The organism is Bradyrhizobium sp. SK17 (assembly GCF_002831585.1).
Taxonomy (GTDB): domain Bacteria; phylum Pseudomonadota; class Alphaproteobacteria; order Rhizobiales; family Xanthobacteraceae; genus Bradyrhizobium.
Map to the genome: position 1 here is coordinate 5,062,455 of NZ_CP025113.1, position 13,942 is coordinate 5,076,396.

The following is a 13,942-nucleotide window of genomic DNA, read 5'->3' on the forward strand; positions in this document are numbered from 1 at the left end:
GACCTCCTGAAAGCGGCGTCACCGCCGCAGCGCCGGCACCACGAGGAACGGGATCAGGCCCAGCACGACGTTGACGAGCGCAAACACGATCAGCGGATTGTAGCTGTGGGTCCAGTCGTGGATCAGGCCGCCGCCCCATGAGCCGAGGCCCGATCCGAGGCCGCTGCCGATCATGATGGTGCCGTAGATGGTACCGACACGCTCGCCGCGGAAGATCTTCAGCGCGGTCGCTGTGATCAGCGGGCCGCGCGAGCCGATCATGCTGCCGAAGCAGACGATGAAGCCGGTCAGCAGCCAGTAGTTCGGATACCATTGCAGCAGCCAGAGCAGGATGATGCCGAGGATCGAGACGCCGTAGCTGAACAGCACGCTCGGCCTGCGGCCGATGATGCCGTCGAGCGTAGAGACGCCGAGCATGCCGACGAACAGCGCGACGCCCGAGAAGCCCCAGGCGGTGGCGGCCTGCAACGGCGGGAAGCCGACATCGATGAGATAGGCGACGATCTGCGCGGTCAGCGCATACATCGCGATCGCGGTGAAGAAGAAAGTCGAGAACAGCGCCCAGAAGGCGTGATGGCGCATCGCGCTCAGCAGGGTCCAGCCTTCATCGGCGAGATTGCTCTCGGCTTTCTTCACGATATGCGGCAAGCCGCCGGCGAGCAGCCGCCACGGCAGGAAGACGAGCGGGACGAGCAGGCAGAACGCGCCGATGCCGAACACCTGATAGGCCTCGCGCCAGCCGATCCGGTCGATCAGCACCTGCGACAGCGGCAGCAGCAGCAGCAGGCCGGCGCCGGTTGCCGAATACATCACCGCCATCGCGGTCGGCAGCCGCGGCCCGAACCAGCGGCCGAGCAGGATCGAATTCGAGACGTTGCCGATCAGCGCGGTGCCGAAGCCGACGCAGAGCCCGACGCTGAGCTGGAATTGCCAGAGCTGTTGCGCGTGCGAGGCGACCAGGAAGGCGCAGCCGAGCAGCGACAGGCCCAGCGCATAGACCACGCGCGGACCGGAGCGGTCGAACAGCCGTCCGACCAGCGGCGCGGTCAGGCCGCTGGCGAGCCAGGTCAGCGAATAGACCGACACGACGGAGGCACGGTCCCAGCCGAAATTTTCCGAGATCGGTTTCAGGAACACCGTGAAGCTATCGCTGAGGCCGCGCCCGAGCACCGACAGCACGAAGCACAGCGCGAGCACGTTCAGCGCGACGCGTGACTGCTTCGCAGGTGCTGCTAGCGTGTCGTTCGGAGGCGTGGTCTGGTCCATCGGAAAGATGGGAGCGCGCTTTCGGCGCGCCCCACAACCGACAAATGCGAATGCGCCTATGCAGGCTTCAGCAGGACGTGCCGCTTCTTGCCGAGCGACAGCTTCACCACGCCTTCCGGCGTGAGGTTGGCCGCCGTCAGCACCATCTTCTCGTCGGTGACGGCGGCATCGTTGACGCGAAGGCCGCCGCCCTTGATCTGCCGGCGCGCTTCGCCGTTCGAGGCGACGAGCTCGGCCTTGACGAACGCTGCCAGCACGCCGACGCCGGCCTCAAACTCGCCGCGCGGAATTTCAACCGTCGGCAAGGTTTCGGCGAGTGCACCTTCCTCGAAGGTGCGGCGCGCGGTTTCGGCCGCCTCGTTCGCGGCAGCGCGGCTGTGGAGCAGGGCGGTTGCCTCGGTGGCCAGCACCTTCTTGGCCTCGTTGATCTCGCTGCCGCCGAGCGCCGCAAGCTTGCTGATCTCGCCGATCGGCAGGATCGTGAACAGCTTGAGGAATTTGATGACGTCGGCGTCCTCGACATTGCGCCAGTACTGCCAGAAGTCGTACGGCGAGAACTGGTCGGCGTTGAGCCACACCGCGCCCTTCGCGGTCTTGCCCATCTTGTCGCCGGAAGCGGTGGTGAGCAGCGGCGTCGTCAGCGCGAACAATTGCGGCGCGCCCATGCGGCGGCCGAGATCGACGCCGTTGACGATGTTGCCCCACTGGTCGGAGCCGCCCATCTGAAGCCGGCAACCGGCACGGCGCGACAGCTCGACGAAGTCGTAGGCCTGGCAGACCATGTAGTTGAACTCGATGAAGCTCATCTCCTGCTCGCGCTCGAGTCGGAGCCGCACCGAGTCCATGGTCAGCATGCGGTTGACCGAGAAATGCCTGCCGATGTCGCGCAGCATCTCGATCCAGTTCAATTTCGTCAGCCACTCGGCATTGTCGAGCATGATGGCGTCGGACTTGCCGTCGCCGTAGCGCAGCACCTTGGCGAACACGCCACGGATCGAGGCCTTGTTGGCTTCGATCTCGGCGACCGTGCGCATCGCGCGCGTCTCGTCCTTGCCGGAGGGGTCGCCCACCATCGTGGTGCCGCCGCCCATCAGCGTGATCGGCTTGTTGCCGCTCTGCTGTAGCCAGTACAGCATCATCATGGTGAGGAAGTTGCCGATGTGCAGCGACGGCGCGGTGCAGTCGTAGCCGACATAGGCCGTGGCCTCGCCCTTCGCGGCAAGCGCGTCGAGGCCCTCGAAATCGGAGCACTGGTGGACGAAGCCGCGTTCCTGTAGAGTGTTCAGGAAATCCGATTTAAATGCAGTCATTTGTCGGCCAGCCAGCTCATTCTTGTTTTACGGTTTTTGCATCTATTTGCGGAACCTTGACGCTGAGGCTGCCGCAGGCGGACGCGCAGTGGCATTATAGGATGTACTTGTTTGAGACAAGCCGGGGGTTCCCGGCCGGGACGCTTCCACGATGATGTTAACGGCACTCGGTCTGATGAGCGGGACCTCGCTCGACGGGGTCGACGTCGCACTGATCGAGACCGACGGCCGCCAGATCAAGGCGTTCGGACCGTCGGGCTATCGGCCCTATACCGACGGCGAGCGCAGCCTGCTGCGTCAGGCGCTGACGGAAGCGGTGCATTTGTCGCAGCGCGACGCCCGGCCGGGGATACTGCGCCAGGCGGAGCAGGCCGTGACGATTGCCCATGCCGAGGCGGTCGCCAATTTTGCGGCGCAGAACCGGATCTCCGCCCAGGATATCGATATCGTCGGGTTCCATGGCCAGACCGTGCTGCACCGTCCCGAGCGCAGGCTGACGGTGCAGATCGGCGACGCGCAGGCGCTCGCCAAGGCGATCCACATTCCGGTGATGCATGATTTCCGCGCCGCTGACGTCGAGGCCGGCGGGCAGGGCGCGCCCTTCGTGCCGGTCTATCATCGCGCGCTGGCGCAATCGCTGAACCGCGACGGGCCGATTGTTGTGGTCAATATCGGCGGTGTTTCCAACATCACCTATGTCGACGGCTCGGACACGTTGATCGCCTGCGACACCGGGCCGGGCAACGCGCTGCTCGACGACTTCATGTACCGCGAGATGCATCTGCCGTTCGATACCGGCGGGCGGTTCGCCGCGCAGGGCAAACCGGATGAGGCCTGGATTGCGCAGGCACTCAAGCTGCCGTTCTTCTCGGTTCCGCCGCCGAAATCGCTCGACCGCAATGATTTCGCCAGCCTCAAGCTCGGCGCGGTGGCGCCGGCGGACGGTGCCGCGACCCTGACCGCCTTCACCGCGGCTGCGATCGCCCGGGTCGTGCCGCTGCTGCCCAAGGTGCCGAAGAGTTGGATCGTCTCCGGCGGCGGCGCCTCCAACCTCACGATGCTGCGGATGCTGCGCGAACGCCTGGCGCCGGCGCTGGTGGAGCCGGCCGAGGCGCTCGGCTGGGCCGCCGACGCGATCGAGGCCCAGGCCTTCGGCTTCCTCGCCGCGCGCGGCATGAAGGGCTTGCCGCTCAGTTATCCCGCCACCACGGGGGTGCCGATCCCGATGACCGGGGGCATCATCGCGCGACCGTGACTTAGATGCAAATGCATCTATCTTGACAGTTCCATGCCGCTGCATTTAACTCGATGCAGCTGCATTGAACACGAGGATCGTCATGGCCGCCCTGAAGTTGATCAGCCACAAGCTCTGTCCCTATGTGCAACGCGCGGTCATCGCGCTGCGTGAGAAGGGCGTGCGGTTCGAGCGGATCGACATCGATCTCGCCAACAAGCCGGACTGGTTCCTCAAGATCTCGCCGCTCGGCAAGGTGCCGGTGCTGGTCGTGACCGGTGACGACGGCAAGGAAGTCGCGTTGTTCGAGAGCAACGTGATCTGCGAATACATCGAGGAGACGCAAGCCGGCACCAGGCTGCACCCGCAGGACGCGCTCGTTCGCGCCGAGCATCGCGCCTGGATGGAGTTCGGTTCGGCCATTCTCGGCGATCTCTGGGGGCTCGAGACCGCAACCGATGCTGCGACCTTCGACAGCAAGCGGCAGGCGGTGGCGGCAAAGTTCGCGCGCGTCGAGACGGCGCTTGGCAACGGTCCGTTCTTCGCGGGTGAGCGCTTCAGCCTGGTGGACGCGGTGTTCGCGCCAATCTTCCGCTACTTCGATCTGTTCGACCAACTGACCGACCTCGCGGTCTTCACCCACGCTCCGAAACTTCGCGCGTGGCGCAGCGCGCTGGCGCAGCGGCCGAGCGTGCGCAGCGCCGTTTCACCCGATTATCCCGCGCTGCTGCACGCGTTCCTGGTCGGCCACCGCGCGCATATGTTGAAGCTTGCGGCGTAGGTCATGTCGCATTCGCTTGCGTGGATCGCGCTGGTGGTCGCCGGTCTTCTCGACGTCGGCTGGGCGATCTCGATGAAATATGCCGAAGGCTATACGCGGCTCGGCTGGACGCTGGTCTCGCTGCTGCTGCTCGCCGCCTTCGTGTTCCTGCTCGGGCGCGCGTTGCAGGTGCTCGGTGTCGGCGTCGCCTACACGGTGTGGACCGGGATCGGCGCGGCCGGCACGCTCGCCATGGGCGTGCTCTTGTTCAACGAGGCGTTGAACCCGATGAAGGTGGCGGGGATCGCATTCGTGCTGATCGGGATCGCAGCGCTGAAGATGGCACCGGAGTAAGGTCGTCGGTGCTCAGTGTGAGTCCTGCTTCGTAGGATGGGTGGAGCGCAGCGATACCCATCAACTTGGTGCCGCGTGCGCGATGATGGGTATCGCTGCGCTCCACCCATCCTACAAAAGCCGCAACAGCATCACCGCACGTTGGCGAGGCGCATGTCGAGATAGCCGGTCACCGTCTCCATCAGCGGCTCGAGCTTGCCGTCGAAGAAATGGTTGGCGCCGGGGATGACCTGCTGGTCGATCACGATGCCCTTCTGCGTCTTCAGCTTCTCGACCAGCGTGTTGACGTCCTTCGGCGGGACCACGGCGTCCTTGTCGCCATGCACGATCAGGCCGGACGACGGGCAGGGCGCGAGGAACGAGAAGTCGTAGAGGTTGGCGGGCGGCGCGATCGAGATGAAGCCCTCGACCTCGGGCCGGCGCATCAGGAGCTGCATGCCGATCCAGGCGCCGAACGAGAAGCCCGCGACCCAGCAGGCGCGCGCCTCGGGATTGATCGCTTGCGCCCAGTCCAGCGCGCTGGCGGCATCGGACAATTCGCCGGTGCCGTGATCGAACGAGCCCTGGCTGCGGCCGACGCCACGGAAGTTGAAGCGCAGCACCGAGAAGCCGCGATGCGCGAACGCGTAGTAGCACTGGTAGACGATCTGGTGGTTCATCGTGCCGTGGAACTGCGGATGCGGATGCAGGATCATCGCAATCGGCGCGTTCTTTTGCTTGGCCGGATGATAGCGGCCCTCAAGACGGCCAGCAGGGCCGGTGAAAATGACTTCAGGCATTGCGTTCCCTCGATTGACGTCGCTCAATCAATCGGTTGGAGCCATCTTCAGCGACGGTGCGCGAACAGAGCAGCTCATGGATGAAAATCGGCGCAGGCACCGTCGGGCGGCGCGCTGGAGGGCCTTCTAGCATGACGCAAGGGGCGAAAATCAAGGAAATTGTGCGGCTTGGCACGGGCGAATCCCTGACGTGACGCGCGCGGGCTCAAGCGTTCCGATGGCTACCTGAAGTTTCAGTTTGTCATACTGCTATCGCGATTGGGACGCACCGGATGTCTTGCCTGGCAACACGTCGAAACTCCGCGGCGTGAAAAATCTCTCTGGCCGGCCGACGTCTGATCTGGCCTCGGTGCTGAACTCTCGTTATGTCGCAGTGGAAGGCCGCGACCATGGTGGTCGCGGCGGACGAGTGATATGGCCGATCGCGTCTATCTCGACTGGAATGCCACGACGCCGCTTCGCCCGGAGGCGAAGGCGGCGATGACCGCGGCGTGGGAACTGAGCGGCAACCCGTCCTCGGTGCACAGCGAAGGACGGCGGGCGCGGCGGTTGGTCGAAGATGCCCGCAATGCGGTGGCCAACGCGGTCGGTGGCCGATCGCAGGATGTGGTCTTTCTCTCCGGAGGGACGGAAGCCAATGCGCTGGCGTTGATGCCGGGGTTGCACCGCGGCGCAGGTGCGCCGGTGCAGCGGCTCTTGGTGTCCGCCATCGAGCATGCGTCGGTTCTGGCCGGCGGACGGTTTTCGCGCGAGGCGACCGGCGCGATCAATGTCACGCGCTCCGGCGTGATCGATCTCGAGCATCTGCGCACGCTGCTCGCGGATGGTCCGCCCACGCTGGTCTCGGTGATGCTCGCCAACAACGAGACCGGGGCGATTCAGCCGGTGGCCGACGTTGCCGAGATCGTCCATGCGTCCGGTGGTCTGCTGCATGTCGATGCGATTCAGGCGTTGGGCAAGATCCCGTTCGATCTCGCCTCAACCAAGGCCGACCTCGTGACGTTGTCGGCGCACAAGATCGGTGGACCAAAGGGAGTGGGCGCGCTGGTGCTCGCCGAGGGCGTTGAAGGGCTGGAGGCGTCCTTGCGCGGCGGCGGGCAGGAGCTTGGGCGCCGGGCCGGGACGGAGAACGTTCCGGGGATCGCCGGATTTGGCGCTGCCGCCAAGGTGGCGATGGCGGCGCTGAAGGCCGACGCCGCTCGCGTCAGGGGGTTGCGTGACCGGCTCGAGCACGGGCTGCGCCAGACGCCCGATGCGCTGATCTTCTCCGACGACGTCAAGAGGTTGCCAAATACCGTTCTGTTCACTGCACCGGGGATGAAGGCCGAAACGGCGGTCATCGGCTTCGATCTCGGGGGTGTGGCGGTCTCCTCCGGTTCCGCCTGCTCGTCCGGCAAGGTGCAGCCATCGCATGTATTGGAGGCAATGGGATACCGTTTTGAGGTATCCCAAGGAGCGGTGCGGCTCAGTCTGGGCTGGTCTACCACGGAGACAGACGTGGATTTGACCCTCAAGGCTTGGCGAAAGCTCGCTGATAGCCTAGTTAAGGGAGAGCGACGAAACACAGCTTGAACTGTTCTAAGCGAGTGATTTCGTGTTCAAAGCATCGTAAGAGACTTTCGGAACTGAGATCCACCGCGGTCCTTGAAACCGCGAGCGGAGGATATGAATGCCTGCTGTACAAGAGACGGTCGAGCGCGTCAGGCGCATCGACGTCGACCAGTATCGATATGGGTTTGAGACGCAGATCGAGTCCGAGAAGGCCCCGAAGGGCCTGTCGGAAGACATCGTTCGCTTCATCTCGTCAAAGAAGAACGAGCCGGCCTGGATGCTGGAATGGCGCCTGGAGGCGTATCGCCGCTGGCTGACCATGACCGAGCCGACCTGGGCGCGCGTCGACTATCCGAAGATCGACTACCAGGACATCTATTACTACGCGGCGCCGAAGCCGAAGAAGACGCTGTCGTCGATCGACGAGATCGACCCGGAAATCCTCAAGACCTACGAGAAGCTCGGCATTCCCCTGCGCGAGGTCGCGATCCTCGAGGGCGTCGAGCCGCCGCCCGGCGGGCCGCCGTCAGCCAACCGCAAGATCGCGGTCGACGCGGTGTTCGATTCGGTCTCGGTAGCGACCACCTTCCAGAAGGAGCTGAAGGCGGCCGGTGTGATCTTCATGCCGATCTCGGAGGCGATCCGCGAGCATCCCGAGCTGGTGCAGAAATATCTCGGCACCGTGGTTCCGACCTCCGACAACTACTTCGCGACGCTGAACTCGGCTGTGTTCTCGGACGGCTCGTTCGTCTACGTGCCGCCGGGCGTGCGCTGCCCGATGGAGCTGTCGACTTATTTCCGCATCAACGAGCGCAACACCGGCCAGTTCGAGCGCACGCTGATCATCGCCGACAAGGGCTCCTACGTCTCCTATCTCGAAGGCTGCACCGCGCCGCAGCGTGACGAGAATCAGCTGCACGCGGCCGTGGTCGAACTCGTCACACTCGACGATGCCGAGATCAAGTACTCGACGGTGCAGAACTGGTATCCGGGCAATTCGGAAGGCAAGGGCGGCATCTACAATTTCGTCACCAAGCGTGGCGACTGCCGCGGCAAGAACTCCAAGATCTCCTGGACCCAGGTCGAGACCGGTTCGGCGATCACCTGGAAGTATCCGAGCTGCATCCTGCGCGGCGACAATTCAAGCGGCGAGTTCTACTCGATCGCGATCTCGAACGGTTTCCAGCAGGTCGATAGCGGCACCAAGATGATCCACCTCGGCAAGAACACGTCGAGCCGGATCATCTCCAAGGGCATCGCCGCCGGCAAGTCGCAGAACACCTATCGCGGCCTCGTCAGCGCGCACCGCAAGGCGACGGGCGCACGCAACTACACCGCCTGCGATTCGCTACTGATCGGCGACAAGTGCGGCGCGCACACCGTGCCCTATGTCGAGGCCAAGAATTCCTCTGCGACGTTCGAGCACGAGGCGACGACGTCGAAGATTTCCGAGGACGTGTTGTTCTACTGCATCCAGCGCGGGCTCTCGCAGGAGGAAGCCGTCGGCCTCGTGGTCAACGGCTTCGTGAAGGATGTGCTGCAGCAACTGCCGATGGAATTCGCGGTGGAAGCGCAGAAGCTGATCTCGATCTCGCTGGAGGGCAGCGTCGGGTAGGGCAGATGTGGCGAACGGTCAGGAATGTCCTGGATGGCGTTCAGATTTTGCCGTTTGCTGTCACTGCGTGCGTCGCGATCACAGCAGCGTTCGTTGCCTTGATGGGCGCACTGCTGGGATCACCTGAGGTGATGGAATTCGGCAAGGCTGCCGCCGGATTTGGAGCACTTGGATTTTTTGTCTGGCTCTTTCTGATGATCGTTATCCGGTCGGGCTAGGCCATGAGGAAAGAAGATGACTGCGTTGCTTGAAGTGAAAGATCTGCAGGTTCGTGTCGAGGAGCGTGAGATCCTGCACGGGCTGTCGCTCACGGTGAACCCGGGCGAGGTGCATGCGATCATGGGCCCGAACGGCTCCGGCAAATCGACGCTCTCTCATGTGATCGCCGGCAAGCCGGGCTATGAAGTCACCGGCGGCCAGATCCTGTTCAAGGGCGAGGACCTCTTGGAGATGGCGCCGAACGAGCGCGCCGCCAAGGGCGTGTTCCTGGCGTTCCAGTATCCGGTCGAAATCCCGGGCGTGACCACCTGGAATTTCTTGCATGCGGCGCTCAACGCCCAGCGCAAGGCGCGCGGCGAGGAGGAGATGTCGTCGCCGGCCTTCCTGAAGAAGGTCCGCGAAGTGGCCAAGTCGCTCAACATTCCGCAGGACATGCTGAAGCGCGGCGTCAATGTCGGCTTCTCCGGCGGCGAGAAGAAGCGCAACGAGATTCTTCAGATGGCGCTGTTCGAGCCGGCTGTCTGCATCCTCGATGAAATGGATTCGGGCCTCGACATCGACGCGCTGCGGATCGCGGCCGACGGCGTCAACGCGCTGCGCTCGCCGGAGCGCGCCATGGTCGTGATTACCCACTACCAGCGGTTGCTCAACTACATCGTGCCCGACGTCGTGCACGTGATGTCGAAGGGCAGGGTGGTGAAGAGCGGCGGCAAGGAACTGGCGCTGGAGCTGGAAGAGTCCGGCTACGCGCAGTTCGAAGACGCGGCCTGACAAAGGCGGGTTCTCAGATGAACGTTGTTGCAAAGACCGAGACCGGGCGCGCGCTGGGCGATGCATTCGCCGTCGTGCGCGACCGTCTGCCGGGCAAGGGCAAGATCGCCGATCAGCGCCGGCAGGCATTCGAGGCCTATGAGCGTACCGGCCTGCCGCATCGCCGGATCGAGGACTGGAAATACACTGATCTGCGCGCGCTGATGCGCGAGGTGCTGCCGCTGGCGGCGGCGCCGGATGCCGTGGCGCTGAGCCGCGCCGCGGCTGTCGCCAAGCTGCGCGCAATCGACGGCGTGCGCCGTCTGGTGCTGGTCGATGGCGCTTTCGCGCCTGATCTGTCCGACCTCGGAAGCCTCGAGAAGGGGCTTGTGATCCGCCCGCTGCGCGAGGTGCTCGACGCCGGCGACGGCGCGCTGTCCGCGGAGGTGGTTGCGTCCGACATCTCCAACCCGATGATCGCGCTGAACGGTGCGATGGCGACCGATGGTGTCGTGATCGAAATCGCCAACGGCGCGATGCTGGCTCAGCCGCTGCATATCATCCACGTTGCGTCCGGTGCGGCGCCGGCCTCGATGTTCACGCGCTCGCTGTTACGGCTCGGCCGCGACGCCGGCGTGACGCTGGTGGAGAGCTATCTCGCCGCCGAGGGCGCCAAGGCTTACCAGGCGTATGACGGGCTGATCGTTGCGATCGGCGACAATGCGCGGCTCGATCACGTGCGCCTGGTCGAGGACAGCGTCGACGCCTTCAACATTTCGTCGGCAACGATCTCGCTCGGCGCCCATGCCCATTTCAACACGTTCGGCCTGACCTCGGGCGGCCATGTCAGCCGTTACCAGCTGACGGTGACCTGCGCTGGCGAAGGTTCGAAGGTCGAGACCAACGGCGTCAACCTGATCAACGGCAAGCAGCATGCCGACACCACGCTGTTCATGGATCACGCCGTGCCGAACTGCGCGAGTCGCGAGATCTTCCGTGCCGTCGTCGACGACCGCGCTCATTCCGTGTTCCAGGGTCGCATCATCGTCCGCCCCGACGCGCAGAAGACCGACGCCAAGATGATGACCCGCGCGCTGCTGCTGTCCGACGATGCGGAAGCTGACAACAAGCCGGAGCTCGAGATCTTCGCCGATGACGTCACCTGCGGTCACGGCGCGACCACCGGCGCGCTCGACGAGAGCCTGCTGTTCTACATGCGCGCCCGCGGACTGCCCGAGAAGGAAGCGCAGGCGCTCCTGATCCAGGCCTTCGTGGGAGAGGCGATCGAGACCATCGTCAGCGATGCGTTGCGCGAGGTCGCAATTGCCACCGCGCAGCGCTGGCTTCAGGCGAGGGCGTGAGCATGCACAAGGCGGTTGCGAACGGTTCTTACGACGTCGCCCTGGTGCGGCAGGATTTCCCGGCGCTCGCCATGCAGGTCTACGGCAAGCCGCTGGTCTATCTCGACAACGCCGCTTCGGCGCAGAAGCCGAATGCGGTGCTCGACCGCATGACGGAAGCCTACAAGAGCGAATACGCCAACGTGCATCGCGGCCTGCATTACCTCGCCAATGCCGCGACGGAGGCCTATGAGGGTGCCCGCGGCAAGGTCGCGCAGTTCATCAACGCCCGCCGCAACGAAGAGATCGTCTTCACTCGCAACGTCAGCGAGGCAATCAACCTCGTCGCGGCATCCTGGGGCGGCGAGCATATCAAGGAGGGCGACGAGATCGTCCTCTCGATCATGGAGCACCACTCCAACATCGTGCCGTGGCATTTCCTCCGGGAGCGTCAGGGTGCCGTGATCAAGTGGGCGCCGGTCGACGATGAAGGCAACTTCCTGATCGAGGAGTTCGAGAAGCTCCTCACCGCCCGCACCAAGATCGTTGCGATCACCCAGATGTCGAATGCACTCGGCACCCTGGTCCCGATCAAGGAGGTGGTGCGGCTGGCGCATGCCCGTGGCATCCCGGTGCTGGTCGACGGCGCGCAGGGCGCGGTGCATCTGCCGATCGACGTGCAGGACCTTGATTGCGACTTCTATGCCTTCACCGGCCACAAGGTGTACGGGCCGACCGGCATCGGCGCGCTGTATGCCAAGCACGAGCATCTGGTGGCGATGCGGCCGTTCAACGGCGGCGGCGAAATGATCCGTGAAGTTGCCAAGGACTGGGTCACCTATGGCGACCCGCCGCACAAGTTCGAGGCCGGCACGCCGCCGATCGTCGAGGCGATCGGGCTCGGCGCCGCGATCGATTACGTCAATTCGATCGGCAAGGAGCGCATCGCCGCGCACGAGTACGATTTGCTCAATTATGCCCAGGACCGGCTGCGCGAGATCAACTCGCTGCGCCTGATCGGCACCGCCCGCAACAAGGGGCCGGTGATCTCGTTCGAGATGAAGGGTGCGCATGCGCACGACGTCGCCACCGTGATCGACCGTCAGGGCATCGCGGTGCGCGCCGGCACCCATTGCGTGATGCCGCTTTTAGAGCGGTTCAACGTCACGGCCACCTGCCGGGCCTCGTTCGGGATGTATAATACCAGGGAAGAAGTCGACCATCTGGCGCAGGCGCTGATCAAGGCGCGGGAATTGTTCGCATGACCGATACAGCCGAAGTCAAGACGGCCTCCATGGAAACCACCTCGGCGCTGCCGGCGGAGGAAACCGAGCGCATGAGCGGCGAGATCGTCGCGGCGCTGAAGACGGTGTTCGATCCGGAAATCCCGGCTGACATCTACGAGCTCGGCCTGATCTACAAGGTTGACCTCAAGGATGATCGCTCGGTCGACATCCTGATGACCCTGACCACGCCGAACTGCCCGGCGGCGGGTGAACTGCCGACCATGGTCGAGAACGCGGTCGCCAGCGTTCCCGGCGTCGGTGTCGTCAACGTCAACCTGGTGTGGGATCCGGCCTGGACGCCGGACCGGATGTCGGACGAGGCGCGCCTCGTCCTCAATATGTGGTGATGCGCGTAAGGTTTGAATCTAGGCTCGAGACGATCCTCAATTGAATTGCCGCCGGGACTGACCACATGAGTGACATGACCCAAGCTTCACCCACCCCCGCCAAGCCGAAGCGGCCGCGCCCGCAAGTCATGAGGCTGACCGATGCGGCGGCGGAGCGGATCACCGAGCTGACCCAGCGCGCTGATTCCGAGATCGTCGGCCTGCGCGTCGGCATCAAGAACGGCGGCTGCGCCGGGCAGTCCTACACCGTCGAATATGCCCACGAGATCCGTCCGACCGACGAGGTCGTCGAGGACAAGGGCGTGAAGATCCTGGTCGATCCGAAGGCCGTGCTGTTCCTGCTCGGCACCGAGATGGACTACGTGGCCGACAAGATGCAGGCCCAGTTCGTGTTCAACAACCCGAACCAGGTCTCCGCCTGCGGTTGCGGCGAGTCCGTGCAGCTCAAGCCGGCCACGGTCTGACGCTACCACACTGCGTGGGAGCATTCGCGCTCGCGCCATTGATCTGACCTCCACCATCGTTGCGTGTCGGCGCGGTCGTCGACCATACTGCGCATCAACAGGCTGCGGCAGACGCGCTTGGCTTGAACGGGGGAAGTACGTGGACCGCGAATTCCTGACCGACTTGTTCGTCGATTTCGGCCCGGTCACGCTGCGCCGGATGTTCTCCGGCTACGGCATCTCCGCCGACGGCACCAATTTTGCGCTCGCCTTGCGCGCCGGGCTCTACTTCCGTGCCGACGACCAGACCATCCCGCAATTCGAGGCAGAGGGCTGCGGGCCATTCCAGTACACGACACGGTCGAAGACCGTCACCGTCAACTCCTACTGGCAATTGCCGGCGCGGCTGTTCGACGATTCTGAGGAACTCGCAGCGTGGGCACGTTCGGCGCTCGCCGCTGCCCAGCGCGCGGCGCTGCGCAAGCGGCCGCGGAAGGCGACGGTGGCGGTTGGCAAGAAGGTCGCGAGCAAGAACAAGAAGAGCGTGGTGAAGAAGCCCGCAGCCAAGCGACCTTCAAAGAAGCGAGTGCAAAAAGGAAAAAGGTCGTCATCCTGAGGAGCGCGCATCGCGCGCGTCTCGAAGGATGGCCGCGGGGCGCTATCGGGGCCTCATGGTTCGAGACGGCGC

At 64.3% G+C, this 13,942-nt stretch carries 15 protein-coding genes; 12 read left to right on the top strand and 3 right to left on the bottom strand.

The genetic code is table 11. The features are described from left to right. Positions 1–18 precede the first annotated feature (18 nt). Positions 19–1,266 (bottom strand): MFS transporter, encoded by a 1,248-nt coding sequence (locus CWS35_RS23190; RefSeq protein ID WP_100953942.1) that lies wholly within the window; start codon positions 1,264–1,266, stop codon positions 19–21. A 56-nt stretch (positions 1,267–1,322) separates the two neighbouring features. After that, entirely contained in the window at positions 1,323–2,576 is a 1,254-nt protein-coding gene (tyrS, locus tag CWS35_RS23195) for a tyrosine--tRNA ligase (protein WP_100953944.1), read from the bottom strand. Between the two features lie 151 nt (positions 2,577–2,727). Here tyrS and CWS35_RS23200 point away from each other — a divergent pair, with 151 nt between their 5' ends. The 3 genes from CWS35_RS23200 to CWS35_RS23210 all read left to right on the top strand — a co-directional run bounded on the left by CWS35_RS23200 (position 2,728) and on the right by CWS35_RS23210 (position 4,924). Further along, on the top strand, positions 2,728–3,831 hold the full coding sequence (locus CWS35_RS23200) for an anhydro-N-acetylmuramic acid kinase (protein ID WP_024578421.1): 1,104 nt from the start codon (positions 2,728–2,730) through the stop codon (positions 3,829–3,831). Positions 3,832–3,913: 82 nt separating this feature from the next. Continuing rightward, on the top strand, positions 3,914–4,591 hold the full coding sequence (locus tag CWS35_RS23205; protein ID WP_100953946.1) for a glutathione S-transferase family protein: 678 nt from the start codon (positions 3,914–3,916) through the stop codon (positions 4,589–4,591). A gap of 3 nt (positions 4,592–4,594) precedes the next feature. Next, positions 4,595–4,924: a multidrug efflux SMR transporter gene (locus CWS35_RS23210; protein ID WP_100953948.1), complete on the top strand. Its 330-nt coding sequence runs from the start codon at positions 4,595–4,597 to the stop codon at positions 4,922–4,924. Positions 4,925–5,055: 131 nt separating this feature from the next. Here CWS35_RS23210 and CWS35_RS23215 read toward each other — a convergent pair whose 3' ends face one another. Then, the gene (locus CWS35_RS23215) at positions 5,056–5,703 is read right to left on the bottom strand and encodes an alpha/beta hydrolase (RefSeq protein ID WP_016843213.1); all 648 of its coding nucleotides are present in this window, start codon (positions 5,701–5,703) and stop codon (positions 5,056–5,058) included. Between the two features lie 414 nt (positions 5,704–6,117). Here CWS35_RS23215 and CWS35_RS23220 point away from each other — a divergent pair, with 414 nt between their 5' ends. The 9 genes from CWS35_RS23220 (at position 6,118) to CWS35_RS23260 (ending at position 13,870) form a co-directional block, all read left to right on the top strand. Continuing rightward, positions 6,118–7,275 (top strand): cysteine desulfurase family protein, encoded by a 1,158-nt coding sequence (locus CWS35_RS23220; protein WP_100953950.1) that lies wholly within the window; start codon positions 6,118–6,120, stop codon positions 7,273–7,275. A gap of 97 nt (positions 7,276–7,372) precedes the next feature. Continuing rightward, positions 7,373–8,869 carry a Fe-S cluster assembly protein SufB gene (gene sufB / locus CWS35_RS23225; RefSeq protein ID WP_024578417.1) on the top strand — a complete coding sequence of 499 codons (1,497 nt, stop codon included), beginning with the start codon at positions 7,373–7,375 and terminating at the stop codon, positions 8,867–8,869. Positions 8,870–8,874: 5 nt separating this feature from the next. Beyond that, positions 8,875–9,087 carry a hypothetical protein gene (locus CWS35_RS23230; protein ID WP_100953952.1) on the top strand — a complete coding sequence of 71 codons (213 nt, stop codon included), beginning with the start codon at positions 8,875–8,877 and terminating at the stop codon, positions 9,085–9,087. Positions 9,088–9,103: 16 nt separating this feature from the next. Next, the gene (gene sufC, locus CWS35_RS23235) at positions 9,104–9,859 is read left to right on the top strand and encodes a Fe-S cluster assembly ATPase SufC (protein WP_024578415.1); all 756 of its coding nucleotides are present in this window, start codon (positions 9,104–9,106) and stop codon (positions 9,857–9,859) included. 17 nt (positions 9,860–9,876) lie between these two features. Further along, a complete protein-coding gene (gene sufD / locus CWS35_RS23240) occupies positions 9,877–11,199 on the top strand; it encodes a Fe-S cluster assembly protein SufD (protein ID WP_100953954.1) in 1,323 nt (440 codons plus the stop codon). Then, entirely contained in the window at positions 11,196–12,443 is a 1,248-nt protein-coding gene (locus tag CWS35_RS23245; RefSeq protein WP_100953956.1) for a cysteine desulfurase, read from the top strand. Before sufD ends, CWS35_RS23245 begins: the two co-directional genes overlap by 4 nt. Continuing rightward, positions 12,440–12,811, top strand: coding sequence for an SUF system Fe-S cluster assembly protein (locus CWS35_RS23250; RefSeq protein ID WP_024578412.1), 372 nt, complete (start codon positions 12,440–12,442; stop codon positions 12,809–12,811). Before CWS35_RS23245 ends, CWS35_RS23250 begins: the two co-directional genes overlap by 4 nt. Before the next feature lie 74 nt (positions 12,812–12,885). Next, positions 12,886–13,275 carry an iron-sulfur cluster assembly accessory protein gene (locus CWS35_RS23255; RefSeq protein ID WP_024578411.1) on the top strand — a complete coding sequence of 130 codons (390 nt, stop codon included), beginning with the start codon at positions 12,886–12,888 and terminating at the stop codon, positions 13,273–13,275. A 139-nt stretch (positions 13,276–13,414) separates the two neighbouring features. Next, positions 13,415–13,870, top strand: a complete 456-nt coding sequence (locus tag CWS35_RS23260; protein WP_100953958.1) for a TfoX/Sxy family protein — start codon at positions 13,415–13,417, stop codon at positions 13,868–13,870. The last annotated feature ends 72 nt before the right edge of the window (positions 13,871–13,942 follow it).

What these genes read in the sequence shown, in the direction of transcription:
- CWS35_RS23190 (WP_100953942.1), bottom strand. Translation starts at nt 1,266, where the DNA reads ATGGACCAGACCACGCCTCCGAACGACACGCTAGCAGCACCTGCGAAG.
- tyrS (WP_100953944.1), bottom strand. Translation starts at nt 2,576, where the DNA reads ATGACTGCATTTAAATCGGATTTCCTGAACACTCTACAGGAACGCGGC.
- CWS35_RS23200 (WP_024578421.1), top strand. Translation starts at nt 2,728, where the DNA reads ATGATGTTAACGGCACTCGGTCTGATGAGCGGGACCTCGCTCGACGGG.
- CWS35_RS23205 (WP_100953946.1), top strand. Translation starts at nt 3,914, where the DNA reads ATGGCCGCCCTGAAGTTGATCAGCCACAAGCTCTGTCCCTATGTGCAA.
- CWS35_RS23210 (WP_100953948.1), top strand. Translation starts at nt 4,595, where the DNA reads ATGTCGCATTCGCTTGCGTGGATCGCGCTGGTGGTCGCCGGTCTTCTC.
- CWS35_RS23215 (WP_016843213.1), bottom strand. Translation starts at nt 5,703, where the DNA reads ATGCCTGAAGTCATTTTCACCGGCCCTGCTGGCCGTCTTGAGGGCCGC.
- CWS35_RS23220 (WP_100953950.1), top strand. Translation starts at nt 6,118, where the DNA reads ATGGCCGATCGCGTCTATCTCGACTGGAATGCCACGACGCCGCTTCGC.
- sufB (WP_024578417.1), top strand. Translation starts at nt 7,373, where the DNA reads ATGCCTGCTGTACAAGAGACGGTCGAGCGCGTCAGGCGCATCGACGTC.
- CWS35_RS23230 (WP_100953952.1), top strand. Translation starts at nt 8,875, where the DNA reads ATGTGGCGAACGGTCAGGAATGTCCTGGATGGCGTTCAGATTTTGCCG.
- sufC (WP_024578415.1), top strand. Translation starts at nt 9,104, where the DNA reads ATGACTGCGTTGCTTGAAGTGAAAGATCTGCAGGTTCGTGTCGAGGAG.
- sufD (WP_100953954.1), top strand. Translation starts at nt 9,877, where the DNA reads ATGAACGTTGTTGCAAAGACCGAGACCGGGCGCGCGCTGGGCGATGCA.
- CWS35_RS23250 (WP_024578412.1), top strand. Translation starts at nt 12,440, where the DNA reads ATGACCGATACAGCCGAAGTCAAGACGGCCTCCATGGAAACCACCTCG.
- CWS35_RS23255 (WP_024578411.1), top strand. Translation starts at nt 12,886, where the DNA reads ATGACCCAAGCTTCACCCACCCCCGCCAAGCCGAAGCGGCCGCGCCCG.